General features: G+C 70.3%; 28 protein-coding genes and 2 pseudogenes. 13 read left to right on the forward strand and 17 right to left on the reverse strand.

Annotated features, from left to right (window positions below; genetic code table 11):
* Positions 1 to 9: 9 nt before the first annotated feature.
* The 3 genes from ACIOJE_RS18615 to ACIOJE_RS18625 are packed head-to-tail and all read right to left on the reverse strand — an operon-like array spanning position 10 to position 7099.
* Complete coding sequence (locus ACIOJE_RS18615; protein WP_400777313.1) at positions 10 to 2631, reverse strand: RNaseH domain-containing protein; 2622 nt, start codon at positions 2629 to 2631, stop codon at positions 10 to 12.
* A complete protein-coding gene (locus ACIOJE_RS18620) occupies positions 2631 to 5936 on the reverse strand; it encodes a hypothetical protein (RefSeq protein WP_400777315.1) in 3306 nt (1101 codons plus the stop codon). The genes ACIOJE_RS18615 and ACIOJE_RS18620 overlap by 1 nt, the downstream gene beginning before the upstream one ends.
* Positions 5933 to 7099: a hypothetical protein gene (locus tag ACIOJE_RS18625; RefSeq protein WP_400777317.1), complete on the reverse strand. Its 1167-nt coding sequence runs from the start codon at positions 7097 to 7099 to the stop codon at positions 5933 to 5935. The genes ACIOJE_RS18620 and ACIOJE_RS18625 overlap by 4 nt, the downstream gene beginning before the upstream one ends.
* Positions 7100 to 7393: 294 nt before the next feature.
* Here ACIOJE_RS18625 and ACIOJE_RS18630 point away from each other — a divergent pair, with 294 nt between their 5' ends.
* Together ACIOJE_RS18630 and ACIOJE_RS18635 are read left to right on the forward strand one after the other, a co-directional pair.
* Positions 7394 to 7951 carry a hypothetical protein gene (locus tag ACIOJE_RS18630; RefSeq protein ID WP_400777318.1) on the forward strand — a complete coding sequence of 186 codons (558 nt, stop codon included), beginning with the start codon at positions 7394 to 7396 and terminating at the stop codon, positions 7949 to 7951.
* A gap of 205 nt (positions 7952 to 8156) precedes the next feature.
* The gene (locus ACIOJE_RS18635) at positions 8157 to 9254 is read left to right on the forward strand and encodes a hypothetical protein (RefSeq protein ID WP_400777320.1); all 1098 of its coding nucleotides are present in this window, start codon (positions 8157 to 8159) and stop codon (positions 9252 to 9254) included.
* 11 nt (positions 9255 to 9265) lie between these two features.
* Here ACIOJE_RS18635 and ACIOJE_RS18640 read toward each other — a convergent pair whose 3' ends face one another.
* The 4 genes and pseudogenes from ACIOJE_RS18640 to ACIOJE_RS18655 all read right to left on the reverse strand — a co-directional run bounded on the left by ACIOJE_RS18640 (position 9266) and on the right by ACIOJE_RS18655 (position 12282).
* Complete coding sequence (locus tag ACIOJE_RS18640) at positions 9266 to 9673, reverse strand: tyrosine-type recombinase/integrase (protein WP_400777322.1); 408 nt, start codon at positions 9671 to 9673, stop codon at positions 9266 to 9268.
* A gap of 23 nt (positions 9674 to 9696) precedes the next feature.
* Positions 9697 to 10521: pseudogene (xerC, locus tag ACIOJE_RS18645) on the reverse strand (tyrosine recombinase XerC); the annotation flags it as partial.
* Between the two features lie 851 nt (positions 10522 to 11372).
* A complete protein-coding gene (locus ACIOJE_RS18650; RefSeq protein ID WP_400777324.1) occupies positions 11373 to 11711 on the reverse strand; it encodes a tyrosine-type recombinase/integrase in 339 nt (112 codons plus the stop codon).
* 247 nt (positions 11712 to 11958) lie between these two features.
* Positions 11959 to 12282: a hypothetical protein gene (locus tag ACIOJE_RS18655; RefSeq protein WP_280682170.1), complete on the reverse strand. Its 324-nt coding sequence runs from the start codon at positions 12280 to 12282 to the stop codon at positions 11959 to 11961.
* 218 nt (positions 12283 to 12500) lie between these two features.
* Here ACIOJE_RS18655 and ACIOJE_RS18660 point away from each other — a divergent pair, with 218 nt between their 5' ends.
* Both ACIOJE_RS18660 and ACIOJE_RS18665 read left to right on the forward strand, forming a co-directional pair.
* On the forward strand, positions 12501 to 12725 hold the full coding sequence (locus tag ACIOJE_RS18660; RefSeq protein ID WP_400777326.1) for a hypothetical protein: 225 nt from the start codon (positions 12501 to 12503) through the stop codon (positions 12723 to 12725).
* Positions 12722 to 12850, forward strand: coding sequence for a hypothetical protein (locus ACIOJE_RS18665; RefSeq protein WP_280682172.1), 129 nt, complete (start codon positions 12722 to 12724; stop codon positions 12848 to 12850). The genes ACIOJE_RS18660 and ACIOJE_RS18665 overlap by 4 nt, the downstream gene beginning before the upstream one ends.
* Before the next feature lie 136 nt (positions 12851 to 12986).
* Here ACIOJE_RS18665 and ACIOJE_RS18670 read toward each other — a convergent pair whose 3' ends face one another.
* The 5 genes from ACIOJE_RS18670 to ACIOJE_RS18690 all read right to left on the reverse strand — a co-directional run bounded on the left by ACIOJE_RS18670 (position 12987) and on the right by ACIOJE_RS18690 (position 16880).
* Positions 12987 to 13739: a polysaccharide deacetylase family protein gene (locus ACIOJE_RS18670; protein ID WP_280682174.1), complete on the reverse strand. Its 753-nt coding sequence runs from the start codon at positions 13737 to 13739 to the stop codon at positions 12987 to 12989.
* On the reverse strand, positions 13736 to 14896 hold the full coding sequence (locus tag ACIOJE_RS18675) for a glycosyltransferase (protein WP_400777329.1): 1161 nt from the start codon (positions 14894 to 14896) through the stop codon (positions 13736 to 13738). Before ACIOJE_RS18675 ends, ACIOJE_RS18670 begins: the two co-directional genes overlap by 4 nt.
* A gap of 148 nt (positions 14897 to 15044) precedes the next feature.
* On the reverse strand, positions 15045 to 15218 hold the full coding sequence (locus ACIOJE_RS18680) for a hypothetical protein (RefSeq protein WP_280682179.1): 174 nt from the start codon (positions 15216 to 15218) through the stop codon (positions 15045 to 15047).
* A 298-nt stretch (positions 15219 to 15516) separates the two neighbouring features.
* Positions 15517 to 16467 carry a beta-ketoacyl-ACP synthase 3 gene (locus ACIOJE_RS18685; protein WP_400777330.1) on the reverse strand — a complete coding sequence of 317 codons (951 nt, stop codon included), beginning with the start codon at positions 16465 to 16467 and terminating at the stop codon, positions 15517 to 15519.
* Positions 16468 to 16475: 8 nt separating this feature from the next.
* A complete protein-coding gene (locus ACIOJE_RS18690) occupies positions 16476 to 16880 on the reverse strand; it encodes an AMP-binding protein (RefSeq protein ID WP_348534132.1) in 405 nt (134 codons plus the stop codon).
* 71 nt (positions 16881 to 16951) lie between these two features.
* Here ACIOJE_RS18690 and ACIOJE_RS18695 point away from each other — a divergent pair, with 71 nt between their 5' ends.
* A complete protein-coding gene (locus tag ACIOJE_RS18695; RefSeq protein ID WP_400777458.1) occupies positions 16952 to 17992 on the forward strand; it encodes a serine hydrolase domain-containing protein in 1041 nt (346 codons plus the stop codon).
* 117 nt (positions 17993 to 18109) lie between these two features.
* On the opposite strand, the gene ACIOJE_RS18700 is transcribed toward ACIOJE_RS18695, so the two are convergent.
* Positions 18110 to 18427 (reverse strand): hypothetical protein, encoded by a 318-nt coding sequence (locus ACIOJE_RS18700; RefSeq protein WP_280682181.1) that lies wholly within the window; start codon positions 18425 to 18427, stop codon positions 18110 to 18112.
* Between the two features lie 202 nt (positions 18428 to 18629).
* Here ACIOJE_RS18700 and ACIOJE_RS18705 point away from each other — a divergent pair, with 202 nt between their 5' ends.
* Genes ACIOJE_RS18705 through ACIOJE_RS18715 form a run of 3 tightly spaced genes read left to right on the forward strand, consistent with a single transcriptional unit; the run spans position 18630 to position 21353 of the window.
* Positions 18630 to 19955 carry a sensor domain-containing protein gene (locus ACIOJE_RS18705; RefSeq protein ID WP_400777332.1) on the forward strand — a complete coding sequence of 442 codons (1326 nt, stop codon included), beginning with the start codon at positions 18630 to 18632 and terminating at the stop codon, positions 19953 to 19955.
* Positions 19946 to 20590, forward strand: coding sequence for a response regulator transcription factor (locus ACIOJE_RS18710; protein ID WP_280682184.1), 645 nt, complete (start codon positions 19946 to 19948; stop codon positions 20588 to 20590). Before ACIOJE_RS18705 ends, ACIOJE_RS18710 begins: the two co-directional genes overlap by 10 nt.
* A gap of 16 nt (positions 20591 to 20606) precedes the next feature.
* Entirely contained in the window at positions 20607 to 21353 is a 747-nt protein-coding gene (locus ACIOJE_RS18715) for a DUF4097 family beta strand repeat-containing protein (RefSeq protein WP_280682186.1), read from the forward strand.
* Between the two features lie 87 nt (positions 21354 to 21440).
* Here ACIOJE_RS18715 and ACIOJE_RS18720 read toward each other — a convergent pair whose 3' ends face one another.
* Positions 21441 to 21656, reverse strand: coding sequence for a hypothetical protein (locus ACIOJE_RS18720; protein WP_400777335.1), 216 nt, complete (start codon positions 21654 to 21656; stop codon positions 21441 to 21443).
* Here ACIOJE_RS18720 and ACIOJE_RS18725 point away from each other — a divergent pair.
* The 4 genes from ACIOJE_RS18725 to ACIOJE_RS18740 all read left to right on the forward strand — a co-directional run bounded on the left by ACIOJE_RS18725 (position 21646) and on the right by ACIOJE_RS18740 (position 23941).
* Positions 21646 to 21882, forward strand: a complete 237-nt coding sequence (locus ACIOJE_RS18725; RefSeq protein ID WP_400777336.1) for a hypothetical protein — start codon at positions 21646 to 21648, stop codon at positions 21880 to 21882. The two genes, ACIOJE_RS18720 and ACIOJE_RS18725, sit on opposite strands and share 11 nt — an antisense overlap.
* A gap of 213 nt (positions 21883 to 22095) precedes the next feature.
* Positions 22096 to 22284, forward strand: a complete 189-nt coding sequence (locus ACIOJE_RS18730; RefSeq protein ID WP_280682192.1) for a hypothetical protein — start codon at positions 22096 to 22098, stop codon at positions 22282 to 22284.
* A gap of 222 nt (positions 22285 to 22506) precedes the next feature.
* Positions 22507 to 23217 (forward strand): class I SAM-dependent methyltransferase, encoded by a 711-nt coding sequence (locus ACIOJE_RS18735; RefSeq protein ID WP_400777338.1) that lies wholly within the window; start codon positions 22507 to 22509, stop codon positions 23215 to 23217.
* Between the two features lie 19 nt (positions 23218 to 23236).
* Entirely contained in the window at positions 23237 to 23941 is a 705-nt protein-coding gene (locus ACIOJE_RS18740; RefSeq protein ID WP_400777340.1) for a hypothetical protein, read from the forward strand.
* Positions 23942 to 23993: 52 nt separating this feature from the next.
* On the opposite strand, the pseudogene ACIOJE_RS18745 reads toward ACIOJE_RS18740, so the two are convergent.
* The 3 genes and pseudogenes from ACIOJE_RS18745 to ACIOJE_RS18755 all read right to left on the reverse strand — a co-directional run.
* A pseudogene (locus ACIOJE_RS18745) lies at positions 23994 to 24467 on the reverse strand (ornithine carbamoyltransferase); the annotation flags it as partial.
* A gap of 110 nt (positions 24468 to 24577) precedes the next feature.
* A complete protein-coding gene (locus ACIOJE_RS18750) occupies positions 24578 to 24808 on the reverse strand; it encodes a hypothetical protein (RefSeq protein WP_400777342.1) in 231 nt (76 codons plus the stop codon).
* A gap of 565 nt (positions 24809 to 25373) precedes the next feature.
* Positions 25374 to 25808, reverse strand: a complete 435-nt coding sequence (locus ACIOJE_RS18755) for an Hsp20/alpha crystallin family protein (protein ID WP_400777344.1) — start codon at positions 25806 to 25808, stop codon at positions 25374 to 25376.
* A gap of 120 nt (positions 25809 to 25928) precedes the next feature.
* Between ACIOJE_RS18755 and ACIOJE_RS18760 the strand changes: the two genes are divergently transcribed.
* Complete coding sequence (locus ACIOJE_RS18760; protein WP_400777345.1) at positions 25929 to 26615, forward strand: type III effector protein; 687 nt, start codon at positions 25929 to 25931, stop codon at positions 26613 to 26615.
* Positions 26616 to 26667: the final 52 nt, after the last annotated feature.

Here is a 26667-nt window from a genome sequence, read left to right on the forward strand (position 1 = left end):
GCGAAACGCCTACGGGAGATCCACTTCTTCCTCGGCGTCGCCATCACCGGGGTCATGGCTGTTGAAGTCTGGGTGGTCCTGATCGGCCTTGTAAGCGAGATGGAGCGGAGCGGCGCGCAGGGTGCGGTGGTCCCAGGCGATGGCCTGGTCGCACAGGCGCGCGATGAAGGCCATGAGGTCACCGGGTTCCCAGCTGCCGGGGCTCGGGACCGTGATCTCGATGCGGCTGGTGGCGTGGAGGTCCTTGTTCATCGGGTTGGAGGGCAAGGTGTGGAAGTCCTCGCGGGTTCGCCGGTTGCCCTCGCGCAGCATGGGCGAGTTGCCCGCTTGCTGATGCGACTGCTGGGTGAGCATCCAGACAGTCTCGTGGGGGTGGCGCTTCTCGAAGATGAGCGTCCGACGGTAGCTGGGCGTCATGGTTTCGAGATTGTCGGTGCTGTCCCGGTAGACGGTCGCCGGCCGCGCCGCGTGCTGGCCGAAGGCGAGTCGTACGACGGCTACGTCGACGCCGTCCTGGGCTAGGCCGCGGCCCGGCAGCTGGCCGCCCGAGAACGGGTTGTCACCGACGCCGGAGTAGATGCTGCGGCTGCCTTCCTTGTCGAGGACGACCACGACTCGGTTGCCGCCGTTAGGGATGATCAGGCCGTCAAGGGCGGTCTCGATGTGGTCGCGAACCGCCTGGGCCCCATCGGCGGCCCGGCCCCAGTTCTCGTTTCCGATGTCCGCACCGTGGTAGGCGGCGCGTCCCTCGGCGAGGCGTAGCCACTGGCCGTTTTGGTACATCTCGGTGTACGGCGGGGTCTCGGCGTCCGGTGTGAAGTGCATCGCGACCAGGCAGGCGACGAGTTTGGGCCGGCGGGGAGCCTGGCCTCGTACGCGCTGGTAGTTGTGGCGACGCAGGTGGAAACCGACGACGGTGACCGGTTCCGTGAGGGGTGCTTCGATGCGGACGTCGGGCGAGGCGCACGTTGCCCGCGCGAGACGGTCGTCGATGATGCCGGCATCCTGGAAGACGTGGCGCAGGGCTGCGCTGGCAGGGAAGTCGGTCTCCTCGTCCGTTGCCGGGACGGCTGCTTCGACGAGGAACTGGCTGACGATCCTGGCCGCGCCGAGTGCCTTCCGGGTGAGAGGCTTGCCGTCGTTGGGGACAGGTTTGCCGTCCCAGGTGGTCTCGCAGATGGCGGCGATGAGCTGGTCGGGGTCTTCACTGTGAAGAGGGCCGCACAGTCGGATGACCTCGGCACGGTCATGGCCGCCGTGCATGACGAGTTCGGGGATCTTCCGGAACTCAAGGGTGATCGTCGGCGCGATCTCCACGCGCGCTCCGTCGAACGCCGCGGACGGCGCCGTGAGTGCGGCGGGGATCGGGACTCCGTAATCGGCGCGCAGTTGGCGCAGGATGCGGCGGGGCGTCGTGGCCGCTGAGTAGATCACCAGCAGGCGCATGGACTTCCAGTCGGCGGCTTCCAGCGCCTGGGGCAGTTTCTTGGCGGGGATGGGGCCGCTGGTGAGGCTCTTCTGCGGGATGGTGTAGCGGGACTTGTCGTAGACGATCGGTTGAACGCCGAGGACTCCGGCGATGTGGGTAGCCATGCGCAGGGTGAAGTACGCGCCTACACCTTTGCCCACGGGGTGCTTGCCCTTGTTGCGGAAGACGGCGCGGACATGGTCGAGGCCTCCGTCCGCCTCGTTGGGCAGTGTGACGGGGTTGAGGCCGCATGCCTGGACGATGGCGGCGGTATGGCCGCGGAATTTCGTCTTCCAGACGGGGTAGCCGTTCTTGTCCTGGAGCTTCTTGCCGTCGGGGCCGACTTCGGGGACGTGGCGGACCGGCACGCGCAGCAGGGTGTCGAACTGCGGATGGTTGATGTGGACGGTCTTGACGTTGCGCCAGTGCTCGGCGACCCGGGTGACGTGGCAGTCGAAGCGGAGAACCGGGTCGGGCAGGCCGCGCTGGGTCTCTCCGGCGACGGAGACGTAGGCCATCGCCCAGCCGGTTCGCTCGTTCGGCCTTCCTTCGTAGAGGGTTCGGTAGTAGGGATAGTCCCAGGCCAGGAGCTTTTTGGCATCGTGGGCGAGCCCTACCCGGAAGTTCGTGGCGCGCTGTGCGGGATGTGCTTTGTCGATCATGGGCTGGGAGGCGAGGCGCTGGATGACCGACCATCCGGCGGCGTCCTTCCACCACCACGGTCCGGTGATGTATCCGGCGTCGTCCCGCTCGAGGACGTCTGCGAGGCGCAGGCATTCCACGCCGTCGAAGTCGATCGATTGGCTGAGGAGTTGGCCGTTGGCTCGGGTGCGGAAATGCAGCTTCTGCCAGGTGTCGAAGCACCGGGTGGTGAGCTTCGGATCGAGGGGGCCGTCGGCGACGATCATGCTCCGCTTCTGGCCGGACCGGGCGTCGCGGCGCCGGGCGACGGTGAAGACGATCATGCGGCCGGTGACCGTGCCCAGGGCGACGCGGAGGGCTCCGTGGGGGGTGCGGAAGCCCTCTTCGGGATCCCACTGCCGTTCGCAGATCTCCCAGAGGTCCTCGAACTCCGGTGTGAGCGGGTAGAACCAGACCTGTCCCATCAGTTCGGGGCTGAGGGGGAAGTCGACGGTGTAGAGGCGGGTGGGGCCGGCGGCCATCAGTTGCTGGTCCTTTCGTCGGCGAAGTCGAAGATCGCCCGGAGGGTGCTGCCGTAGATGTTCTGGAGGAGTTCGAGCTGCCCGGCCCGTGCCCAGCCGTCGCGCAGTTCGCGGATCAGGCGGGGCAGGTCGCTGCCGCTGGTGGTGTTATGGAAGGCGTGGTCGGCGAGGTAGAGGACGCCTTGGTCCCCGCCGCGTCGTACTCGGCCGCCGAGCTGGATGATGCCGATGAGCATCTCGGCGACGATCGACAGCCGTACCTTGCTAGGCAGCGACTGGAAGAAGTGGTGGCTGCGGAACAGCTCCTCATGGACGGCGCTGGACGCGGTGGAGAGCTCGCGGAGCATCCCGGCAGGATCATCTGAGCGGTTTACGCTGCTGTAGGCGCGGCTGGAGATGAGGGCGAGGAGCTGGGCTGGCTCGTCCATCAGCGGGATCGGGCGGACTGCGAGGATGACCTCTCCTACGAGGGAGCGTCCGCTGTTGTCGACCATGTTCAGGCCGCGCTCGGCGATGGCGAGCGGTGCGATGAGGACCTTGGCGGTCTGGTGGTGGGGAAAACGTTCCAGGGCGTCCGACGGGATCGCGTACCAGGCCGGGCGGCGACGGTAATGGGCCGGCACCGTGCTTTCGTCGCTCGCGCGGGTGGCGACCGCGATGCTCTCGGGATCCGCGCCGGCGGAGATCATTCCTTCAGCGAGCTGAGCGGCGCCGAGGTAGGAGGTACAGGCTACGAGGATGCGGGCGCGGTGTGCGGTGGCCGGCCGGCTGGCCAGCTTTTTCAGCCGCTGGACGATCTGGGACCACAGTGCACGCCCCATCTGCTGGTGGGCCTGGTCCCGGTGGATGTCCGAGGTGCCGGAAATTCGGATGGGGTTGTTCCGGTCGTCCACGAGGCGGAGCGGCCGTAGGACGAGCGATCCGGTGATGTCGTCGGGGACGTACCAGGTCGGGGGCGTGATGAGGTGGTGCATGGTGCCGCCGGGCATGTGGGCGGTGGCGGACAGCCCGATCACGATGCGGCGCTGGCCGCACAGTGCCAGCGCGGTGGTGTCGCCCAGTTGCGCGGTGTAGGCGTGCGGGTCCCCAGTGAAGGAGGTCAGGGCCAGCTCGGTGCGGTACTTGTCCTCGACGTCGTGGATGGCCGTGAAGCCGAAGACCGGTGCTCCCAGCGGGCCGTAGGGAGCGGCGTGCCACTGCTTGTTGTCCTCCAGCATCTCGGTCAGCTCGTTGGCCGCGTTGATGCCGGAGGCTTTCAGCGAGGTGCCGAGCCTGGTCACGTACTCGATCTGCGCGCGGATCTGCTCGAGGTACGCCCGCCGTACCAGGAGGTCGACGAGGAGTTCGCGGTCGTCCTCGGAGAGCGCTGGGTCCCGGAGGGGCTGCACAACGGCGGCGATCCTCGCGTGCACGTTGTTGTAGACCGGATCGGTGCCCTCGCGCAGAGCGGTGGCATCGAGCAGCTCGGCGCGCAGCAGGGCCAGGTGCTTGCTACTGCTGTTGCCGATGCCGGGAATGGCCGGGACGGTCGTCTCTTCGAGCTGTGCTTCCTCCTTCGGGTTGAAGAGCTTTCGGAAGGTGTCGATCTGCTCTCGGGTGGGCGAGGTACCGTCAGCTGTTCGCCACAGGCGGGCGGTGCACCAGGCGTCCCAGCGGCGCGGGATGATCAGGCGACGGCGGGCCAGTTGCTGGCGGTTGCGCTCGTTCGGTCCCCGCTGGGCGATCCGGCCGTGTGCGGCGTTGCTGACGTAGCTCTCGGAGAGGAACCGCGCCTGCGTGATCTTGGGGTGGATGTAGCGCTCGAGCTCGTACATCAGTGCCCCGGCCCGGACGCTGAACTGATCGTGGAGCTCTTGCAGGGCGCTGGGCTGTCGGCTTCCGTACCGGGCGAGCGTGACGTGGTGGGCACTCTTGGCGAACCCGGTGGCCTGGAAGGCGTCCGCCTCGTCGATGAGCAGAACGTGGGTGAGCCGGAGGAGGGCTTCCTCGACTGTCATGTAGTTGCGTACCTGGCCGTCGGCCAGAACCGGGACGTGCAGGCGGCCGGACATCAGGTTGATGTGGCTGGTGACGATGACGTTGGCGGTGTCGATCGCCATCTGGTGGCGGTGCTTGCCGCAGTGGGCGAACCACGCGCAGCGGTAGCGACGCATCTCGCCGGACTCGGGGTCGGTGCCCTCGAAGTCCGCGCACCGCTCCTGGCCGGGCTGCCAGAGGTCGACGTCCTGCTTGTTGGTGGACTTCGCCTGCATCGCGCATCCGTAGGAGAATTCGTCGTACGCCTCGTCTGCTTCTTCGGTTCGCCCTTCCTCGGTAAGGCTGCGGGCGGTCTTCTCGGCTTCGTCCTGCATGCTGTTCGGCGAGATCAGCGGCACGACCGCGTTCGGAAGACCGAGAACAGCCAACTCCTCACGGAGCGCGCGGGTGAAGGAGAACACTGCGTCGTTGCGTGGAACGACAATCCCGGTGACCAGGTTGTTCTTGACGCCCCATTCGGCGAGCAGTTTGGCCAGGACGCTCTTGCCCGATCCGGTGCACGCGCTCAGCACGCGGATCAGGCCGGCATCGAGAGTCAGGAAGCCGTCCGTGAGCAAGGAGCCGTCGGCCCGGCGGATGTGCTTGAAGAGCCGGTCCAGGCTCTTGCGACGGTGGCCCTGCCCGAACCTCCCGTCCACGGCGTCGGCGATCGCGCGCAACTCGTCGATTGGCACGCGGAGCGTGAGGCACTCCTTGGGCTTGCCGAAGTCCGGCAGCGGTGTCTGGATCTCAGGCAGGTCGAGGACATAGTGGGCCTGAATCACGCCGTTGCCGGGGCGGCTCGGATCCGGGATCTGAGTGCCCATCCTGAAGTGGCCTCGCAGGGCCAGGTCGCGACTGCGTCCTTCATCAGCCGCTGCCCTGCGGTCGTCGAGGGTCTCCAACGTCTCGTCCACCAGCGATGCCAGGCGCTGCTGGAGAGGCCCGGTCACGACGTAGAGCTCGTCGTCGAGGGGTGCGAACCCCTCGGGCAGCTCGGGTGAGTCGAACAGCTCTTGCACGGCGCGGCGGAACGCCGCGTAGATGGCCAGGCGCCCCGGCCGGTGCAGCAGGAGCCGGGTGACCCTCCGGGTGTCCTCGGGGGACAGATCTGGAAAGCGGTCCCACAGGTGGGTGTGTCCGGAGACGAGGAAATGCGCGTCACGGATCGCCGAAGCGTGGCGGAAGGGCTCCTCCGCACGGTTCGGAAACAGGCGCGCCGCCAGGGCCAGCGCGGCCACCGTGCTCAGACGCTGGGCTCTCGCCGCGGTCAGGGGGCGGCCGGTCATCTCCCCTCCTTCAGCGCGTTTCGGACCGCGGTCTTGAACGCGCGCACCGTACGCACCTCGTACTGGCCCGGCGGCAATGACCGCCGCAGCTGGGCGACCTGCCAGGCCCGGTAGTCCGGTACGACGACGTGTCGGGCCCTGGGCGGCCTCGCGGCGACCTGCGACGGGGACCTGGTGTCCTTCAGATCGATCTCGAAGATGTCGGCGCCGGCTCGGACGGTGATGTCCCATCGGTCCTTGTGTGGCCACTTCGTCACCGCGTCGGTGCCGATTCCGGGCTGCTCCGCCAGCCAGGTCATCAGCTCGACCTCGGTGACCCCGGGGATCGTGATATAGCGCCAAACCGCCTCGTGGACGCACACCACCTCTGCCGCGCTCAGCGCGCGCACTGGCCTTGGCCCACGGACTCGCGGCGCCCCGGTGTCGTCGACTTCGTCCGTCACCTTGAACAGGCCGGAGTGCTGGGGGTAGCGGCAGGCCAGCTCCGCGCCCTGGACGTGCATGGGCCAGCTACACACCGGACACGGCACATACCAGGAGTCGCGGCCGACAACGAACCGTCGGTCCGGTGGCAGCGGCTCGTACGCCTCGGTGTGCAGCGCGCCGCGCTCGTGCAGCGCGTCGCTGACGAACTCCGCTGTGCCTGCCGGTACCTCGATCAGCATCTGCCGTGTGGCGACGTACTCCTCTTGCCCGGCCGACGAGAGCACTGTGTAGATGGAGCGCTCCACCTTCTCGAAGGTCTGCTGCGCCCAGCGGGGTACCCAGTCGATGCCGGCCCCATGGTTCTCAAAGAGGGCCTCGCTGTAGTCGGAGCCGTATTCGATGGCGTCCCCGGTCAGCAGGCCGTCCTCGCCCAGAATCGTGAAGGATCCGAGCTCGTCCGGCAAGTCGCCCCAAGTCAGAGGCACCCACTGCCTCATGGGGCGGTGCAGGGCCTTGATCATGTCACTTGGTGTCGTGGGACCGGATCCAGGCGGCAGCAGGCTGAGGAACGCCCCGTGCATCCGAGACACCTCTCGCCATGCCTCAGGCTGCTCCCGTCGAGAAGACCACGCCCTGGCGGCCCGCAACCCCGTGGTCGTCAAGTTGCCGACTAGTTTCGCCGTCCGTGTGCTGTCTGCTCTACGCAGCCCGGCGTTGTCCTGTGTTTCACGCGCCATGGCTGTCCAGGGTGAGCCCTCGCACGAGCGCCCACCGTTGCAGCCGGTGACTTTCGGCCAACCTAGGCCAGCCCAGACTCCCGAAGGCCGGGGCCTGGGGCGTACACAACAGCCATTTGGTCATGCCAACGGGCATCAGAGACTGGCGCGAACCGGTGGTCGACGAGGTTCCGCTGTCAGCCATGCCCGGTAATAGGGGCCGGCACCATGGGCAGCGACTTTCAGCTCCGAGCCCTTACCGACGCACACCTCCGCATCATCGGCACCAGCACCGTTGCGCCCGTCCGTCAGGATGTGCTCCACCCTGTGTGGCTGGGACTGCTGGCCCACGCCGAGGACCTGGACCTCGAACCGTTCAAGGCCCCCGACGCCGACCCGTGGCGCAGCGGCGGCAGCGGCATCCCGCTCGGCGTCCTCGCCGACGTACAGGTCTACACCACCAACGCCGACCCCCGGATCCAGGGCAAGGGCCACTCGCCGTTCTGCGCCCACTCCCGCGAACGCGGCGTCGTCGCCGGAGACGACGTGCTGACCGTCGCCGACCTACTCGACGACGACGGCTACGACTGGTGCAGCAAGTGCCAGGGCTACGCCGTCCGCCGCCTGACCGACACCCAGCTGTCCCCCTACCGCGCCGCCCACCGGCTCCACGACATCGCGCAGACACTCGACCCCGGGCGAGGCGGCCACGACCGCCTCGACACCGAAACGATGACCCAACAGCTCCGTGAACTCGCCGACTGGCGACCTGCCGGCGAAGACCACTGGTACACCAGCGGAGCGCGGCGCTGGCGGCGCATCGTCGGCGAGCTGCGGGTGAAGACGGAAGCAGCCGGACGCGACACCCTATGACCCAACCACGCAAGCCCGCACGCCAACGCACTGAACAGGCCACCCCTGACCAGCACAGCGCACGACACCCTGTCGCCGCACGCCACCGGCCCCAGGCTGCTCGCCCCGGCTCACCGCACCGCTGAGGCGGGCGGGCTGGGCAGAGAGCGAGATCCGGTGCGAGAGCGACGACGCCGACGAAATCCCAGAGATCCTGCCGGCCACGATGGAGCTGTCCCGCTCGAACTTCCACCTCAGCGTCCACTGGGACCCCGAAACGGCCCAACTCACCGTGGGCGATCCCACCGACGGGTGGGGCTGGGACGGAGACGAGAGCCTGCCACCCCTGTTCCCGCTCGATGACGACCTCGTCATCGACCTCAGCGGGCACCCGACCCAGGCCGCGAAGTCGGAAGCCGCACGTCGGGCCTTCGTCGAGGCGGGACTCCTCGACGCCACCCGCATCCACCTGCCCGACAACGCCAAGGGCCTGCGCCACGACCTGGTCATGCTGCTGTGGGCCGACCACATCAACGACGCGATCAGCCGCCACCGCGGCGCGGACGACGGATCCGAGGCGATCGCGGCACTCGGGGAGGACTTCTCCTGGCGGGCGGCCGCCGGACTGCGCGCCTACCCGCTGATCGTCCCCGACACCGTCCCCTCTGCCGCCGCCCGCGGCATCGCCGAATGGTGCTGGCGCCGCGAGAGCGACGTCGAGGAATGGCACTTCAAGATCGGCGACATCGCGATGGCCCGCGCCAACATCGGCGCCACCTGCGCCGTCCTGCCCCACGTCCACCCCGAAGGCGTCGACTGGCCGGCCGTACGCCTCGCCCTCACCGCACCCGCCCGCAGACTTGCCGACGGCCGCGCGCTCAGCGACATCTTCGAAGAAGGCTGGGCACCGATCCTCGCCTCCATCCACCGCCAGATCGACCTCTGGCAGACCGCCGACGAAACCCTCGGACCAGAAGCCGTCCTGCGACTGCTCACCCTCCACGGCTCCCGTACCGAGTCCGTCGGCGAATGGTGGGGATCCGGCTGGTACGAGACCACGGCCCGCCGCGCCGTCGCCCGCGCCGCAGGCAACGGCATCCTCCCGGCCGTCTTCCCCGACGCTGAGCGGCTCGCGGACACCGCCGCCTGCCACCCCGACCTGCTCGACGACGACACGTTCGCCTGGCTTACCGAGGCCGTCTTCGAGGAGGAATCCCTCCGCCATGATGCCTTGCTGCCGGTCCCCGCCGCGGTCACCCTTCCGGACTGGGCAGCGCAGGACTTGCTTGACCTCCTCCAACCGGAAACCGGCGAAGGGGCCTGACGCCGGCCCGCTCACGCTGCCTTGCCGAAGCCATGGCGGGCAGCGGGACCGGCCTGGCCGGCCATCTCGGCGTCCGCCCGGTCGAGCGCGGAGGCGAGTGCCTTGACGGCATCGTCGACGGAGTCCTTGAGGAGATGGCCGTAGAGATCGACGGTGCTGGCGAGATTGGAGTGGCGCAGGGCCTTTGAGACGATGGCCAGCGGGATGTTGGCGGCGATCATGATGCTGGCCGCGGTGTGCCTGAGGTCGTGCAGGCCGATCTTCGGAAGGTCGAGTTCGGCGGTGCGTTTGCGGAGCTGGTCGAGGACCCACTGCGGGCGGAGGGGCTCGCCGTCCGGGCGGGCGAACACCAGCCCCTCCAGCCTGCCTTCCGGGTGGGCCGCCATCTGGAGGGCGGCCTGGCGGTGGAGGGTGGCCATGGCTCTGGGGAGAGGCTGATCCAGGCGCGGCCGGCCTCGGTCTTGGGCTCGCTGAGGTGGATCTTCCCGTTGTTCACGGCGGTCAGGGTCCAGCGGACGTAGAGCTGGCGGTCCATGAGGTGCACGTCGGACCAGTGCAGGGCGAGGATCTCGCCGCGGCGCATTCCGGTGCCGAGCATGACCTCGAACAAGTCGGTGAGCCGGTCGGCGTAGTGCTCGGTGTTGTGCCGCAGGAACGCCGCGGCCTGGTCAGGGGTCCAGCAGACGCGTACGGCGGCGCGGGGCTTGGCGGGGACGGAGTGTTTGGCCGGGTTGTAGCGCAGCCGCCATGTGCGCACCGCGTGGTTCAGGGTGTTGCGCAGTATGGCCACCGTGTGGTGGACGGTGGTGCGCCCGCGGCCGGCGGTGAGTTGTGCGCTGACCCAGGCGTCGATGTTCTTGGGCCGCAGGTCGACGAGCAGCATGCCGCCGAACGCGGGCACGAGGTCGCGCTCGATGCACGCCCGGTAGCCCGTCCAGGTGTTGGGGGCCAGCGCCGCATGCTTTGACTTCAGCCACTCGTGCAGGAACAACCCCACCCGCAGCGTCCGGTCCTCGTACACACCCCGATACTCGGCATCCAGCACCCGCGCCATCTCATGCGCCGCCTCCGCCCAAGTAGCGAACCCGCCCCTCCGCCGAGTACGGCGCCTGCCGTCCTCCGGGACCAGGTCCACCGCGTACGTCCACCGACCGTGCGCGGCATCGGCGGCCAGCCGCGGACACCACGAACCCAACTGCTTCCCGCTGATGCCGTCCTTGCACCCGCACCTGCGGTACACCCTGCCCCGCTTGGGACGCTGCGCCATGTGCTCCTCCTCGAACCCAGTGGTGATGGCGTGTTCAGAGTTGCGGAAGTGGTGGGTGTGGCGGCAGAGCGTGCGGGTCGGGGCATGGAGCACGGGTAAGGCCGACGGGCCGGGACACGCGCTGACGACACGCCGCGACGGTGATCACGCTGTGCGGCTGGTGGGTAGGGCAACTTGATCGCACGCATTGGGGCTTCCCGGGTTCATCATCGGAAAGGGTGGCTGCCGACCGGACCCAGGAGACCGGCCTGCTGGCCGTGGGTTGTCGGGCTCGTGCAACCCGGACCACGCGCGGTGCGTGGCGCCGAGCCTCGGAGCGGTCTTCGGAGGGAGCGTTGGCGGGCGCCGGAAATTCCTGCGAGGCCACACGGAATTGGCGATAGTGGGATTTCTGGTGACCATTCTCTGGCTGGAGTTCGGCCTGGCCGGATTGATTTCTGCCGGCACTCCTTGGCTTCTGTCCGGTGGCTCTTTGGGCGATCCGCCGGAATCACTGGATTGACGGCCGGAGTGGCGTTACCCTGGAGGCATGAACGCCACCCGGACCCTCCGTCAAGCCCCTGGCCTGGGGACCAGCTGGGGACCACACGTCATGCGCGCTGCCGCGCGAGGTGCGCGAAACATGCTCGTCGGCACGCGCACGACGTGTGCGTGGGCGCATTTTGAGGGGTAATAGGCTGGGGGTCAAGGGGCCGCAGGTTCAAATCCTGTCGTCCCGACTTGCAAAACTGCAGGTCGTAGGCCGTTTCCGCCTGATGGCGGGAGCGGCCTTGACGCGTTTTCGGAGCCTTGTGAGTGCATTGTGATATCGGTGATCTGAGACGGATCGTTTCGACCTCCGAGTGTGAGCGTCAACTCGCCTTATGTATCTGGTTCTTGGCCGTGGCGGTTTGCCTAGGGCTTCGGGGTGTGTGAGTTCCCGGTGTTCTCGGGTGGGGGAGCCGGGTGGGGGCGGGAACGGGCTGGTCGGCGGTGGTGAGGGCGTGGTCGATGGTGTCGACGGCGTCGCGGGCGGCCTGGGTAGTGAGGTGGCCGTAGATGTTGGCGGTGGTGGACAGGGTGGCGTGCCGGAGGGTCTTGGAAACGACAGTGAGGGGGACGCCGGCGGTGATGGAGATCGTGGCCGCGAGGTGGCGAAGGTTGCCCGCGGACGATACGCCCGCGCGATCACCGGCCGCCGGGAACTGCATCCGGTCGGCCTAAAGAGGCGACGCACCTGGGCGCGCCGGGTGCGGGGGCAGCTGCCGCTTGGGTTCGCTGGCCCCCTCTCCGGCTGCCGTGGTGCTTGCGCCGCGGACCGTGCGGACGCCAGATTCAGGTCCCCGTTCATAACCAACTGGGGATCTTGTAGCGAAGGTCACGGGGGCCAGCGGCCCGGCGTGGCCGCCGAATTCCTCCCGCCTTCAGATCGCCCACGCGGTGTCGCCGAACGGCGGGTCAGGTGGACTCCTCGTGGCGGTGTGCGGCGACACCAGGCCGGGGGGTGCGGGCGCGCCGTTCCCCGAGTGCCCGCGGATCGATGCCATCAACATCAGCGAGCGCCAACTCGACTACCGCGCCGAAGTCCTGGCGGACCACGAGCTGCTGGACCGGGTGAACCTGTATCTGTGTGACGGCCACGACGCCGGCCTCCTCCCCGACCCGCGTCAGCCGTACGACCTGGTCATCGTCCGCGGCGTCTACACCCACTTCTCCAACGAGGTCTTCGAGAACACGATGTGCGCTGGCACGGGGGGCAGAGAGCGTCATCGTCTCGGACACGTTCCACCACAGGGACCTCGGCAGTTACTCCTCCGAAGTGCCCGATCCCGTCGACCGGGTGGCCTGCGCGAACCGCAAGACACTGGAGCCCCCGGCACGACCGCTCGCCGAGCCGTTCGTCTCCGTGTCCCGGCTGCACGAACGGTTCGGCATTCCCGCGGACGTGATGCCCGAACACGATTTTCTGTCCGCAGGCCCGCGCATATTGGATCGCGAACTTGTACCGGGCCCCGCCGATGCCGGCCGCCCGCAACGCCCTGTGCCGCCTGGATCGCCAGGGCCCGGTCGCCGGCGCGAGCGCCAACGACGGCCAGGTGATCCGCGCCTGGCTCACGGCCAGCGGCCTCGCGCAGCTCGTCGATGTCGTGGTCGTTCGGGAGGACGTTCACGGGTTCAAGCCAGATCCTGAGGTCTGCCCGCTGGCCGCCTCGGCCGACCGGTGACCGACTTCCTGGCGTTCGAGAACGCCGACGAGGGACCGACGGCGGCGAAGGCGGCCGGGATCGACGTCATCGACCGCGGAATGCGGGTGGGTGGCGTGGGGGAGTGGGTGGAAGACCTGGCGTGAGGCTGTATGTCTATCCGCCCGCGGACCTCGCCATCCCGGCGTACATGGACAGGGACTCCTGCTGACCCTCCGCCTGGAACCGGCTGATCGGGGCGCCGCCTGAAGAGGCGGCGCCCCGGTCGGTTCGTTTTGGCCTCTACGGGCGGGCTCTGGCTGGAAGGTGGTCGCGCAGCGGGCCGACCACCAGTCCTTCTCGGGCGCAGTGCTCCAGGAGCCGGGGCAGTGCGCCGAGGGCGGCCCGCCAGGAGCCGGGAGCGGAGGTGACGTCGGAGTCGTGCAAGAGGACGGTACCGCCATCCATTGGGGATCGAGTGACGGTCCGTAGCACGGTTTCGGGGGTGGCACTGGCAGTCCAGTCGCGACCCCAGTGGCTCCAGAGGACGGGAGACAGCCCCAACCGTCGGGCGGCTGAGAGTGCGGAGAGACTGAACACACCGTACGGCGGGCGGTACCAGCGTGGTGCGGTCCCGGTCAGGTCGGCGACGAGGTCTCGGGCGCGGCGGACGTCGTCCCAGGCGCAGTGCGGGGAGCGGAGCAGCATCGGACGATGCCAGTAGCCGTGGACGGCGACCTCGTGGCCGGCCTCGACGAGGTCGCGACCGAGCGATGGGGCCCGGAGGAGCATCCGGCCGAGTAGGAAGAACGTCGCCTGGACGCCTGCGCGCTCCAGCTCTGCCAGGAAGAGTGGTGTGGAGCGGGGATCCGGGCCGTCGTCGAAGGTGAGGGCCACATGACCTGGCTGGCCCAGGCCGCTGAGGCGGGGGGCGAGGTACGGGCGCAGCGGGCCCACCGCAGTGAGGGCGGGCAGGCTGTGTGCCGCGATGGCGCTGGCGACCACGGTGGCGGAGACGGTCAGGGCACGGCCGGCGGTGGTGGGCGGGCGGTTCACGAGGCGGCGTTCAGGCTGAGTGTCGGCGGCTCCGGTGCGAACGGAACGAGCTGAGCCGGCCGGCCAGGGCCGGGGTGCCCGGGAACGGGGCACGGGTTCACGAGCCGTGCGATGGCGTGGTCGGGTGTCGGCCAGGCGGAGAACGCCTTTAGGGGGCCGGTCGCCCACCGGCCGGGAGCTTCGAGCACGGCCCGCAAGGTGGGGGCGAGCGCGGTCTGGTCGCGGATCCACACCGCGAGCCCGGCCTCGTCGAGCGCGGCCGCGTTGCTGACTCCGTGACCGGGCAGGCATCGGTAACTCACCACGGGGACACCGCTGGCCATAGCCTCCAGGGATGTGAGGCCACCGGCGTTCTGGATGACGACATCGGTGCTGCGCAGCAACGCGGGCATGTCGTTGACCCAGCCGAGCGGCACACCGACACCGTTCTCGAGCAGGTGGTCGCGCAGGGCGGAGTTGCTACCGCAGGCGATGACGGGTATGGCAAGGCGGGTGGCGGCAATCTCCCGAGCCGTCTTCTCCACCTCTCCCACGCCCCATGAACCGGCTACCACCAGGGCCAGTTGAGGGCCTATCGGCAGTCCGAGGCGGGCACGCTCGCTGCGGCGCTCCTCCTCACTCGAGGACGGGCGGAAGGCGGGCGCCACGAGTGGTCCGGAGACAACGACTTCCGCCGCTCCGCGATGGCCGGCCTCGGAGGACGCGACGGGGTGCAGGGCGAGGTGGAGGTCGACTCCGTCGGCGACCCAGAGCGGGTGGACGGACATGTCGGTGAGGAAGGTGGCCACCGGGGCGGTCAGTCGCCCGGTGCGGCGCAGTCTTCCGAGCGCCTGGCTGGCCAACGGGTAGGTGGAGACCACTGCCGCAGTGCCCGGACCGGTCACCGCGGTGGTGCGGCGGGCGGCCAGCCGCGCGAACATCCCGCCGACGGCACGTCCGAGGCGGCCGTGCCGTTCCAGGGCGCTCAACATCCGCCCCCATGCCCATGGGGCGGCGTGCAGTTCGAAGGCATAGGCGTTGCGGAGCACTCGGCCGAGGCGCGGTGGCAGCAGATTGAGGAAGTCATGGCGATCGACCTCGTAGCCGGCATCCATCAGGCGGCGGGACAGCTCGTCGGCCGCCCCGTCGTGACCGGCTCCGATCTCGGCCGAGATCACGACGATCCGCCTCGGTGGTGATGCCATCTGAGTCCTTTCGGCGCGGCTGAGCGCGTCAATGTGAAGCGGCGCGGCAATGCGCCAGGGCGCATTGCCGTCCGGCGAGGGGGACGTCTCCCCAGGGCACGTCGTCCTGGCGGGTGGGGCGTCAGTGGATGTGGATGCCGCCGCTGGCGGTGGTGACGGTCAAGGAATGAGCGGCGTTGTGGTCGCTGGGCACATCGACCTGCGGTGTCGTACCCGTGGTGTGGGTGGTGACGTCGTAGCCTGCGCCCGAGGGTGCGGAGAGGTCCACCGCGCCGTCCTTGGCAGTCACGTTCACGGCGGCGGGAGCAACTGCGAAGGTGGCGTCGACCGCGCCGTTCTCGGTGGTGATGTCGGTTTTCCGGGAGGCGGCGTCGCGACGGTGATGCCGACGTATCGACGGTGGAGGACAACTGACGTAGCGATGACGGAACTCCTTGCTGCCGGGAAGAGCGTTTTGCCTCCCCAATTCCCTTGGTGACGCCAGGGCTTGGAATATCCGAGCCCACCGCTGAAACCTCTGGATTCACGCTATTCGCCGCTTGGCCGACGCTGCCACGAGGCCAGCCCACGTAATGACGGTAGGGATAACCCATCTACGGCAGCGCCACGACGGCGGCGGCGTACGAGAGGCCGGCGCCGTAGCCCAGGAGGAGCGCCAGCCCGCCCGAGCGGACCGAGCCGGCGTTCAGTAGCGCCTCCATGGCGAGGGGGATCGACGCCCCCGAGGTGTTTCCGGTGGTGACGACGTCTCTGGCGACCACGACGTGGTCCGGCAGGCCGCTGCCCCGCGCCAGCCCGTCGATGATCCGCAGGTTGGCCTGGTGCGGGACGAAGGCCTCGAGGTCGGCGGCCCGGACTCCTGCGGCGTCCAGGGCCTGCTGGGCGACCTCGGCCATCTTGTAGACCGCCCAGCGGAAGACCTTCTGGCCGTCCTGCCTGAGCGCGGGCCACCGCAGGTGGGGGTCGTCCCTGAGTGCGTCCCAGGGGACGGTTTGGGAGATTGCGTCGGCCTGGGAGCCGTCCGCGCCCCAGACCACCGGGCCGACGCCGGACATGGTCGCGGGCCCGAGGATCACCACGCCTGCGCCGTCCCCGAAGATGAAGGCGGTGGACCTGTCCTCGTGGTCCAGCAGGTCCGTCATCCGCTCGGCCCCGACCACCAGGACGTGCCCGCCGCGGCCGCGGACCATGTCCGCGGCCAGGGAAAGGGCGTGAACGAAGCCCGCGCACCGTGCGGAGATGCCGAAGGCGGCCGCCCCGGTGGCGCCGATGCGGTGGGCGACCTCGGTCCCGACGGCGGGGGTCTGTTTCAGGTGGGTGAAGGTTGCGACGATGACGCAGTCGAGGGCTGCGGGCCTGATGTCGGCGGACGCGAGGGCCTTGTCCGCCGTGATCTCCGCCATGTCGGCGAGGGATTCGTCGGAGCCGGCCCACCGTCTCGTGGCGATGCCGGAGCGGGACCGGATTGACCACGACCTCCAGGCCGTCGCCCTCCGCGCCCACCAGTGCCGCCGACGGCACCTCCGCCCCGGAGAACGCCACACCGCTGATGTCAGCGCCGTGGATCCCGTGCAGCCGGGCCGCCGGGAGCGTGCGGAACTGCGCCGGGTCGAGCCTGCGCTTGTCGACCAGCAGCACGCTGAAGCCGCGCGCTGCCTTCCGGCGCGGTCCGGGCCAGGACGCACAGGAGGTCGCCCCGGGTGGCATTGTTGATCAGCCGCTTCTCGCCCGACAGCGTGTATCCGTCGCCGCGCGGCTCGGCGAGGACCTCGCCCGCGAGCAGGTCGCCGCTGGTGAAGCCCATCTCCGCACGGACGGCCGAGAACATCCGCCGGACGTTGGCGTGGGTGAGCAGGACGCCTTTGGGCTTGCCGGTGGAGCCGGAGGTGCAGATGACGTACATGAGGTCGTCGGGCGTGCCGACGGGCTCCGGGTCGGTCCCCGGCCGGGCGGCGATCGCGTCGCGGTCGTCGGCTTCCTGGGTGTAGACGTGTTCGACGAGTTGGCGCCAGGTGCCTGTGGGGCGGGATCCCGGGCGCCAGCCTCGCCTGGATCGAGGACGGGCGGACCGTCGCGGTGCGCGGCTTCGGCTCGGTCGACGCGGCGGGCCCCGAACCGGTCACCCCGGAGACGGCCTTCCTGGCCGGCTCGATCAGCAAGCACGTGACCACGGTGGCGGCGCTGCGGCTGGCCTCCGACGGGCTGCTCGACCTGGACCGGGACGTCAACGGCTACCTGTCCGAGTGGCGGATGCCCACCGAGCCCGGCCACCCCGCCACGGCCCGGATGCTGCTGTCGAACCTGGGCGGCCTCGCCGACCGTCCGCAGCTGTCCGACGGCTACCACCGGCACGACGTGGTGCCGAGCCTGCTCGACGTGCTGCACGGCCGGTCTCCGGCCCGGACGCCCGCGGTGGAGCTGGCGCAGCAGCCGGGCACCGAGTTCCGGCAGAACTCGCTAAACTTCTCGGTCCTCCAGCAGGCGATGACCGAGCTGACCGGCGAGTCCTACCCGGAGCTGACCCGCCGGCTGGTGTTCGAGCCGCTGGGCATGACCGGTTCGAGCTTCGACCCGTGCTGGCCCGACACCGAGGGGCGGCCGTTCGCGCACGGCCACGACGCCGACGGTCGGCAGGTCCCGGCCGGCTACTACGCCAACCCGGAGCCGGCCGCCGGCGGCCTCTGGACCACGGCCGCCGACCTGGCCGCCCTGGCCGCCGAGCTGCGGCGGTGCTACCTGGGCCGGGAGCGCGGGCTGGTGGCGACCGAGCTGGTGCGGGAGATGCTCACCCCGCAGTCGGGCCGCGCCTACGGCTGGAGCACCATCCTCGACACCACCGGTGGCGACCTGGAGTTCGGCCACGGCGGCCAGGCGTACGGCTACCAGGCGATGACCTGGATGCGGGTGCACTCCGGGCGCGGCCTGGTGATGCTGAGCAACGCGGTGACCGGCCGGGAGCTGATCAGGCACCTGATCGCCACCGAGCTGTCCGGGCGGATCCGGCTGACCGGTGAGTGGCAGCGGGCTATCGAGGAGGCCGTGGGCCGGGAGCGGGGTGGGGCCGCGTAGCCGCCTCCGGTGCCGTCCGTCCGGGGCGGTCGTGACCGAGCACTCGGTCGCGGCGGCCCCGCCGTGCGTCAGGGATACGCGCGGAGGGGCGGCCGCAGCCCGGCCGCCCGTGGCCCGTTACGAGCGGCGCGGGGTCCGGGCGCTCTGTGACAGCGACACGCAGATGACGGAGGTGGCGGCCCACACCGGGGGGACTGTCCACGGGCTCCACCACATGAGCGCCAGCGAGACGGCCGCGGCCGCCAGCAGCGCGACGGTGACCGGCAGCACCACGTCGCGCCGGTACCGCCTCAGCTGCTCGCCGAGGACCTCTTCGACGATCTCGGCGACCCGGTCGTCGATGGTGTCCCCGTAGTGCACGAGGAACTGCTCGATGTCGTCGGTCCTGCCGGCCGGGCAGGGGCGGCCGGCGGCGTTCGAGTGTCGATCGGTCATGTCCCCACGATGTCGCACCGAGCGGCGCCGGGTCGGCAGCGTGAACCCACCGGCCGGACGGGGGGTAAACCCTACCCCCCGCTGGTGGGCTCTCCTCGCTGTCGACGGGTGGTCGGGTTGGGTACCGTCCCCTTGTTGAATCGAGGCGCGGACGGTGACCTGGTCGCCGCCCGCACTGCCCACGAGAGCGGGTCCGAAGCAGTTGACCGAGAACATCGCCGGCCGTGCCACCGGCAAAGCCTGGAGGGACGCTCGGCCACCCCGCGAGGTGGTGCCGGGCAATCCGCTGCGCGCGCTGGCCTCCCCCGTGCTGTTGCGGGCGTCGATCCACCTGGCACTTGACGGTCTGGTGGCGCTGGCGGGACTGGCCGTGCTGGTCGTGCTGGTCGTCGCCGTCTGCCTGGCGCCGGCCGGCCTGATGGGTCTGCCGCTCACGGTGGCGGCGGGGTGGGCGCTGTTCCGGCTGGCCGCCGTCGAGCGCGCCCGGTTCGCCGTGACCTGCGGGCTGGAGCTCGACGAGCTGCCGGCGCCGGTCTGTTCGTGGCGGTTGGCCAAGTCGCTGCAGTCGCTCGTCCACAACCTCTGCACCTGGCGGCTGATCGGCTACTTCGTACTGCTGATGCCGGTGGCGGTGGTGACCGTGGTCGGGGTGGCGCTGATCTGGGCCGTGCCGCTGACCCTGGTGCTGCTTCCGGCCTACTACCGGGGCCTGCCCGGCGGGCAGGCCCAGCTCGGGCCGTTCGTGGTGGATTCCCTGCCCCGGGCGCTGCTGGTCGCGGCGGTGGCGCTGCTGGTCGGCGCGGTCCTCTCCCCGCTGATCGTCAAACTCCTGCTGGCGCTGAACACCGCGCTGGCCGTCGCGCTGCTCTCCCGGCCCCGCGGCATGGAACTGGAGCAGCGGGTCATCGATCTGACGGAGAGCCGAGCCCGGGTGGTGGACGCCGCCGAGGCGGAGCGCAAACGGATCGAGCGGGACCTGCACGACGGTGCCCAGCAACGGCTGGTGGCGATGTCGATCACCCTGGGCCGGGCCAGCTCACGCTTGAAGAAGTCCGGAGACCACGAGACCAACAAGCTCGTCGAGGACGCCCGGCAGGAAACCCTCAGCACCATCACCGAGTTGCGCAACCTGGCCCGTGGCCTGCACCCGCCGGTGCTGACCGACCGCGGCCTGGAGGCGTCGCTCTCCGCCGTCGCCGCGCTGGCTCCGGTGCCGGTGCGCCTTGACGTCCTGGTGGAGCCGCGCCCCTCCTCCACCATCGAGGCGGTCGCCTACTTCACGGTGACCGAGGCGCTCACCAATGTGGCCAAACATGCTCATGCCACCCGCGCCTGGGTGGAGATCCGGCGGGAGGGCGCCCGGTTAAACGTTAAGGTCGGCGATGACGGGCATGGCGGAGCCGACCTCGCGGCCGGCACGGGTCTGACTGGTCTGGCGGACCGGGTGTCCGGGGTGGACGGGCGGTTCCGGCTCAGCAGTCCGCTGGGTGGACCGACCGTGATCGAGGTGGAATTGCCATGCGGGTAGTGCTGGCCGAGGACTCCGCGCTGCTGCGCCAGGGCATCGAACTGCTGCTCAGCGAACAGGGGATCGAGGTGGTCGCCGCGGTCGGCGACGGGGAGCAACTCCTGCGCGCGGTGGCCGAACACCGGCCGGACGCCTGTGTGACGGACGTCCGGATGCCGCCCACCTTCCTGGACGAGGGCCTGCGCGCCGCACTGGCGGTACGCGCCCGCTGGCCGGAGACCGGCGTCCTGGTGCTCTCCAACTACGTCGAGGAGCGCTACGCCATCGACCTGGTCAACACCAATGACAACGGGGTCGGTTACCTGCTCAAGGACCGGGTGTCGGACGCCGAGGAGTTCGTGGACGCGCTGCGCCGGGTCGCCGCGGGCGAGACGGTCCTCGACCCGGAGGTGGTCAAGCAGTTGCTGGCCGGCAGCCGGCAGCGGGATCCGCTGTCCACCTTGACGCCGCGCGAACGGGAGGTCCTCACGTCCATGGCGGGGGGCCGTTCCAACGCCGGGATCGCGGCCGATCTGGTGATCGGCACGGCGGCGGTGGAGAAGTACATCCGCAGCATCTTCGTGAAATTCGATCTGCAGCAGGAAGCGGGAGACCACCGCCGCGTGCTCGCCGTTTTGCGCTACCTGGGAGCTTGAGATCAGTACCACACCGATGAAGCGCCGCGGATGCCTCCTCATAGGGCTGGCCGTCCTCGCCGCGGTGGTCGCCATGGCCGCCAGTTGGATCGTGATCGACTTGCTTCCGGCGCACCACCGGTACAGCGGCAACTGGCAGCAGGACGCGGCCGGCGCCAGCCAGGTGACGGTCCAGGCCGACGAACTCGGCGTGACGCTGAGTCAGGACGGCTCCTCGCAGGTCACGGTGGCCATGAGCGGCAGCTACACGGGCCATGTCCCGCAGGTCTCCGTCACCCGGTCCGGGTCGGACGTCACGGTCACCGCCGGCTGCTCCAACGACTGCTCGGGGCACCTGCAGATCACGGTGCCGGCCGGCCTGGCCGCGCAGGTGAGCACCGGGGGCGCCGGGATCCAGGCGAAGGGCCTGACCGGCCGGCTGGATCTGACCACCGGGCGGGGCGGGGTCGAGGTGGACCAGTCGTCCGGCCCGCTGACCGTGCGGAGCACGGACGGCGCGGTGACCCTCGCCAACAGCAGCGCCCCGAACGCCGAGGTGACCACCGACGGCGCGGTCAGCGCCTCCTTCACGGCAGCACCCGCCTCCCTGAAGGTCACCACGGGCTGGGGCGGGGTCGACCTCAAGGTGCCTCACGACGCCACCTACCACGTCGACGCGCAGAGCTCCTGGTCGTCGCCGAGCGTCTCGCTGCCGAACACCGCCACGGACGCGCCGCACAGAGTGGTGGTGAAGACCACGCGCGGCGACATCATGGTCCACTGAGCACGCCCGTGCCGCTGAGCACGCCCGTGCCGCGAACGACGGTGGCGTCCCCGGGAGATCCCGGGGACGCCACCGTCGTTCGGACGATCAGCCGGCGACCAGCGAGGGGTCGACGACGATCTTCGCGTGCCGCTCCGGCTCGCCGAGTTCGGTGATCGCCCCGGCCAGTCCGTCCGGGCCGGTGACGCTGGTGGTGACGGCACCGGCGCCGATCCGGCCCTCGGCGATGTCCCGCAGCGTCTGGCGGTACTCACCCGGGCTGCCGCCGAACGACCCGCGGATGTCCAGCTCCTTGCCAGCCACCCACGGCCTGCAGCACGTCTTCGCCGATCGCCAGGGCGACACCGTGTTCGCCGCCGTCCTCTTCGTCTCCCATGCCCGGCTGCGTGACGCCGAGGCGGCCACACTCGCCGTCGGCACCGCCTACCAGCGCACGGGCGGAGGACGGTTGAGTCATCTCGCCGCCACCCCGGTGCCGGGGTTCGACGACCTCCTGCTCTCCGGCGACCAGCCGGACGACCAGAACTGACCGCCACGCGCCGGCGGCTCGAGGACGCCCCGGGGCTCCGGCACGGCAACACCCTGCCATGGCAACAGCATGGCGCCGGTATTCGCTCACGTGTCCTCAACAGCCTGTCACCACGGAATCGCAGGCCGATCAAGGCCTGGGAACCAGGACCGAGACACTCGCACACCACGGCCCGCGGATCACTCTCGACACACGATCCGGGGGACCAGCGGCATGAACACCCACGCACGACGGGCCAACCTCGCGGCCGCGGCCGCCGCCGCACTGGCGGCGATCACCCTCACCCTCGTCGCGCCCGCCATCGCATCCGGAGTCAGCGCCGCCGCGCAGCCGCGGGCCGCTGCCGCCCCGGCCGACACCACCGGCACCACCACCCCGCCCGACAACAACGGCTGGGACTGACAGGTGGGTTATCCCTACCCCGGTTCGGTGGGCTGGCAACGTGTCCGGCCCGGCCGAACTGCTGTTGGCTGGAGGGCAGATGGTCAGTGCAGGGCGGCGCAGGTGCGCCGCCCCGCAGCGCCACCGCGAACCACCGGTGAAGGCCACTGGCCAACGGCGGCATCCACATCCACTGAGCGGGCACCGCCGCCCCACGCCGACGACCAACGTTGGAGAAGAACCATGCGCCACCCCTCCTCACCCCTGCGCGTCCCGTTCGGCAAGGCCGGCATCTGGGCCCTTGCGGGCGCCTCGGTCGCGGCCGCGGCCACCGCCTGGTGGGTGACCGACTCCGCGCCGTACCCCTACGCGCAGCACCGACTGCTCGACCTGCCACTGCCGTTCCTGTCCTGGGAGCGGTTGGCCGAGCAGCTCCAGCCGCTGCCGGGCGAGCGGATGCTGGAGATCGGTCCCGGCACCGGGCTGCAGTCGCTCCAGGTGGCGCCCCGGCTCGGCGCCGACGGCCGGCTGGACATCGTCGACATCCAGCAGGAGATGCTCGACCACGTGATGCGCCGGGCCGCCGGATCCGGCCTCGACACCATCGTCCCCACCCTGGCCGACGCGCGCGAACTCCCCTTCGACGACGCCACGTTCGACGCCGCCTACCTGGTCACCGCGCTGGGCGAGATCCCGGACGTCCCCGCCGCCCTGAGCGAGCTGCGCCGGGTCCTCAAGCCGACCGGTCGCCTGGTCGTCGGCGAGTTCTTCGACCGCCACCAGATCCGCCCGGCGACCCTGGCCCGGCACGCCAACGCCGTCGGCCTGCACGTCATCCGGCAGTCCGGACCGGCCCTGGCCTACTTCGCGCTGCTGCGGCCGTGCACCTCGGGCTCCGATGGCCGGCCGCACGCCGGTGCCGCGGACCGGCGTGCGGCCACCATCGGCTCCTGATCGGGACCGGAGGACCGTCGTGAACAATCCCGGTATCCGGCGCGCGGCCGAGAGCGAGTGGGGCCTGCTCTACCGCCGGGCGCGCGCCCGGCTGCGGGCCAGGGGCGCCGCCGCACTGACCCTCACCGTGGTCTCCAGCTGCCTGGTGCTGCTGTTCGCGGCGGTCGACGAGTTCCCGAGCGGGGCGGCCTTCGTCTCCCGGATAGGCGTGGTCCGGGCGACCGAGCCGTGGGACGTCGCGCTGCTGCGCTTCCCGGTCTCGATATTCGTGCCGGCCCTGGACCTGCCGGTCTGGGGGGCGCTGGCCCAGGTGTTCGTGGTCTTCGCGATCGCCGAGCTGACCCTCGGCCCGTGGCGCACGCTCGCCGTCGGGTACACCTGCTCGCTGGTGGGCACCTGCTACGCGCGCTTCGGGGTGTCCCGGCCGCCCGGCCACCTGCTCCACCTGCCCGCCGCATTCGCCCACGTCCGGGACACCGGGCCGTCGGCGGCCGTGATCGGACTGGGCCTGCTGGTCGCCTGGCGGTTCGGGGCACGCTGGACCGCGCTGGGCGTGGTGCTGCTGACGGCCGCGATCACGGCGGTGGACCCGGAGTTGGCGGGTTACGAACACATGGCCGCGCTGGTGACCGCCGCCTTGCTGCTGCTCGCGGACGGGGTCGCCCGCAGGCTGGCCGCCCGCGGTGCACACGGCTCCGCCGCCGTGGCACCCCAGCCGCGGTGACCTGACCGGCGACCGGGGCGGCGACGCTCACGCCCGGCCGGCCCGCTCGCCCCGACCGCGCAGGCACCACTCGATCGAGCACCGCCATGGCGCTGTGCAGCTTGTGACCGGCCTGCCAGAACGCGATGCTGGACGGGCCGTCGAGCACATCGGCGGTGACCTCCTCGCCGCGGTGGGCGGGCAGGTCGTGCATGAAAACCGCCGCCGGGTAGCGGGCCATCAGCGCGGCGTCGACCTGGAAGGGCGCGAAGACCTCCCGCCAGTTCGGGGCGGGCTTGCTGGTGCCGGTGGTCTGCCAGCGGGTGGTGTAGACGACGTCGACCTGGTCGGGCAGGTGGGCCAGGTCGTGCCGCTCGGTGACCAACGCACCGTTTCCGGCGGCGAGTTCGCCGGCCCGGTCCAGGTAGTCCGTCGGGAGCCCGTAGCCGGCGGGGGTGCGCAGGTGCAGCTCGGTGCCGGGGAAGCGGCTGAGCGCGAGGGAGAGCGCGGTGGCGGTGTTGTTGCCCTCGCCCAGGTAGAGCACCCGCCATTTGCTGACGCTGCGAGGTCGGCAGAGCGTCAGGCTCCCGTTCGACTATCTCGGTGCAGATACGACTGCCGGACCCACTACACGGGGCAGCCCGCAGTGGTGTCCTACTACGGCTGAGCCAACTCCACTGCCGCGCACATCTCCTCGGCCCAGATACGCCGTGGATCGAGGTGCAGTTCGTTCTGCATGAGGCAGTCCGCCACGAGCGTGCCCACCGGATTGCCGCACGCGCACAGCTGGTTCGGGCCGTACATGCCGCTCGGTCCGCAGCAGCCGATCCATGGCTCCCGTTCGGGGGAGTCGTGGAGTGCGACGGCGTCGTCAGGGTGGAGGACCACCGTGTCCCTCGGGCCTGCCGACTTGAGTGGGCGTTTAGGGATGGTTTACGGTGATAAGTCGCCTCGATAGCCAACATCTTCGACATGATTCGCACCTTACGTTCACCTTCGCCGCCTTCCGGGCGCCAACCTGCGTGACCGTTTGATCCGCTTCTCGACGCTGGATCCCGTCTGGTTTAGCAATAGAGGGAAATGTTCCTTCCAGTGCGGAGCTTCCGGACATTTCGCGCCATGCACCTTGGCGACGAATGCGACAAAGCCGATCAAAATACTCGTCGCAAACCATCCCTAAACGCCCACTCGGAGAGTGCTGGCGCATGTCGCTGAACGGCTGAGAGGACGGATGATCAGGCGTACTGGTGAACAGGTGACCTTCAGAGGTCGGGCCATCGGTACCAGGTGCCCCGCGCGAACGGGCGGTGGGCCCAGCGGCGCGGTTGCGGGTGGCGGTCGGTGCGCCGATCGCCCGGCAGTCCGTGGGTTGGCGGCCGGATCGGGCCCTGCCGACGCCATGGCCTGCGGCCGGTGCGGAACCCTTGGTGGTGGGGTGCCGGCCTCGCCGGGCTCACCCCGCCGCGGGAACGGCCTGGCCGATCGTGTCGGGCGACTGGTCGGCCGCGCCGGTCTGGACGGTGATCTTGCGGCGCCGGGAGGCCGAGGCGATGGGGACGGTGACAGTCAGGACGCCGTCCTGCAGGTGGGCCGCGATGCGGCCCGGGTCGAGGCTGTCGGCCAGCTGGATGCGGCGCTCGAAGACCCCGTGGGCCCGTTCGGCGTGCTGGGTGCGCACGCCCTCGCCGCGCGGGGTGGACCGGCGTTCGGCCTTCACGGTGACCATCCGGCCCAGTGCTTGGACCTCGATCCCCTCCAGCGGGATGCCGGGCAGGTCGAGCGCGATCACGAAGCGGTCGTCCTCGCGCCAGGCGTCCATCGGGATCGGGGCCGGCTGGGACCAGGGCCTGGGGGGCGCCTGGTGGGTCACCGCAGTGCGCACGGACATCGTCGGACACCTCCGGTCCAGAAGGGCTTCGGGTGGTTCGCACCGGTGCGGCGCGACACGACCCGTTGTAGCATGTCATCCAGACGATGACAAACACCCAGTCAGCGAAAGAGTGACGACATGGAGACGCAGGACACCGGCGCAGCCGGGGTGGGGCCGCCCTCGTTCCTGGCCGCCGCCGCCGCGCTGGGCATGATGGACGCCGCCGCCCGCACCGCCCGCCACGCACCCCAGGACGACGCAGGCCAGGCCGATCCGCAACAGGCCCTTTCCGCACTCCTGCTGCTGCGCCACCTGCGCGAGGAACTCGCCGGCTGGGAGACCGGCCTGATCGAGACCGCACGCGATGCCGGCGCCACCTGGGCCGACCTCGCAGAACCGCTGGGAGTCCAGAGCCGCCAGGCCGCCGAGCGCCGCTATCTGCGTCTGCGTCCCAACGCGGACGCAGGCACCGGGGCGGGCAGCACCGGCGAGCAACGCGTCCAGGCCACGCGCGACCAGCGCGCCGCCGACCGCGCGGTGACCACCTGGGCCCGCGACAACGCCGCCGACCTGCGCCGCCTCGCCGGCCAGATCGGCGCCCTGGACGGCCTCAGCACGCAAGCGGCCCCCGCCATAGAACGCCTCCTGGACGCGCTCGGCAACAACGACCCCGCCCGTCTACTCGCCCCGCTCGCCGAGACCCGGCCCCTCCTGGAGTCGGACCACCCGAAGATCGCAGACCGCCTCGATCGGCTCACCGCCCGGGCCGACCAGCTGCGCGCCGACAGCGACCGGCAGCGCCGCACACCCCCAGCCGGCCCGTGACCAACCCGAGTCACGCCCCTGCCGGTCCGCGACCCGCACGCTGTGGACCGGT

Source organism: Kitasatospora sp. NPDC087861 (assembly GCF_044742585.1).
Classification (GTDB): domain Bacteria; phylum Actinomycetota; class Actinomycetes; order Streptomycetales; family Streptomycetaceae; genus Kitasatospora.

What these genes read in the sequence shown, in the direction of transcription:
- ACIOJE_RS18615 (WP_400777313.1), bottom strand. Translation starts at nt 2,631, where the DNA reads ATGGCCGCCGGCCCCACCCGCCTCTACACCGTCGACTTCCCCCTCAGC.
- ACIOJE_RS18620 (WP_400777315.1), bottom strand. Translation starts at nt 5,936, where the DNA reads ATGACCGGCCGCCCCCTGACCGCGGCGAGAGCCCAGCGTCTGAGCACG.
- ACIOJE_RS18625 (WP_400777317.1), bottom strand. Translation starts at nt 7,099, where the DNA reads ATGGCGCGTGAAACACAGGACAACGCCGGGCTGCGTAGAGCAGACAGC.
- ACIOJE_RS18635 (WP_400777320.1), top strand. Translation starts at nt 8,157, where the DNA reads ATGGAGCTGTCCCGCTCGAACTTCCACCTCAGCGTCCACTGGGACCCC.
- ACIOJE_RS18640 (WP_400777322.1), bottom strand. Translation starts at nt 9,673, where the DNA reads ATGGCCACCCTCCACCGCCAGGCCGCCCTCCAGATGGCGGCCCACCCG.
- ACIOJE_RS18650 (WP_400777324.1), bottom strand. Translation starts at nt 11,711, where the DNA reads ATGCAGTTCCCGGCGGCCGGTGATCGCGCGGGCGTATCGTCCGCGGGC.
- ACIOJE_RS18700 (WP_280682181.1), bottom strand. Translation starts at nt 18,427, where the DNA reads ATGACCGATCGACACTCGAACGCCGCCGGCCGCCCCTGCCCGGCCGGC.
- ACIOJE_RS18710 (WP_280682184.1), top strand. Translation starts at nt 19,946, where the DNA reads ATGCGGGTAGTGCTGGCCGAGGACTCCGCGCTGCTGCGCCAGGGCATC.
- ACIOJE_RS18715 (WP_280682186.1), top strand. Translation starts at nt 20,607, where the DNA reads ATGAAGCGCCGCGGATGCCTCCTCATAGGGCTGGCCGTCCTCGCCGCG.
- ACIOJE_RS18730 (WP_280682192.1), top strand. Translation starts at nt 22,096, where the DNA reads ATGAACACCCACGCACGACGGGCCAACCTCGCGGCCGCGGCCGCCGCC.
- ACIOJE_RS18735 (WP_400777338.1), top strand. Translation starts at nt 22,507, where the DNA reads ATGCGCCACCCCTCCTCACCCCTGCGCGTCCCGTTCGGCAAGGCCGGC.
- ACIOJE_RS18755 (WP_400777344.1), bottom strand. Translation starts at nt 25,808, where the DNA reads ATGTCCGTGCGCACTGCGGTGACCCACCAGGCGCCCCCCAGGCCCTGG.
- ACIOJE_RS18760 (WP_400777345.1), top strand. Translation starts at nt 25,929, where the DNA reads ATGGAGACGCAGGACACCGGCGCAGCCGGGGTGGGGCCGCCCTCGTTC.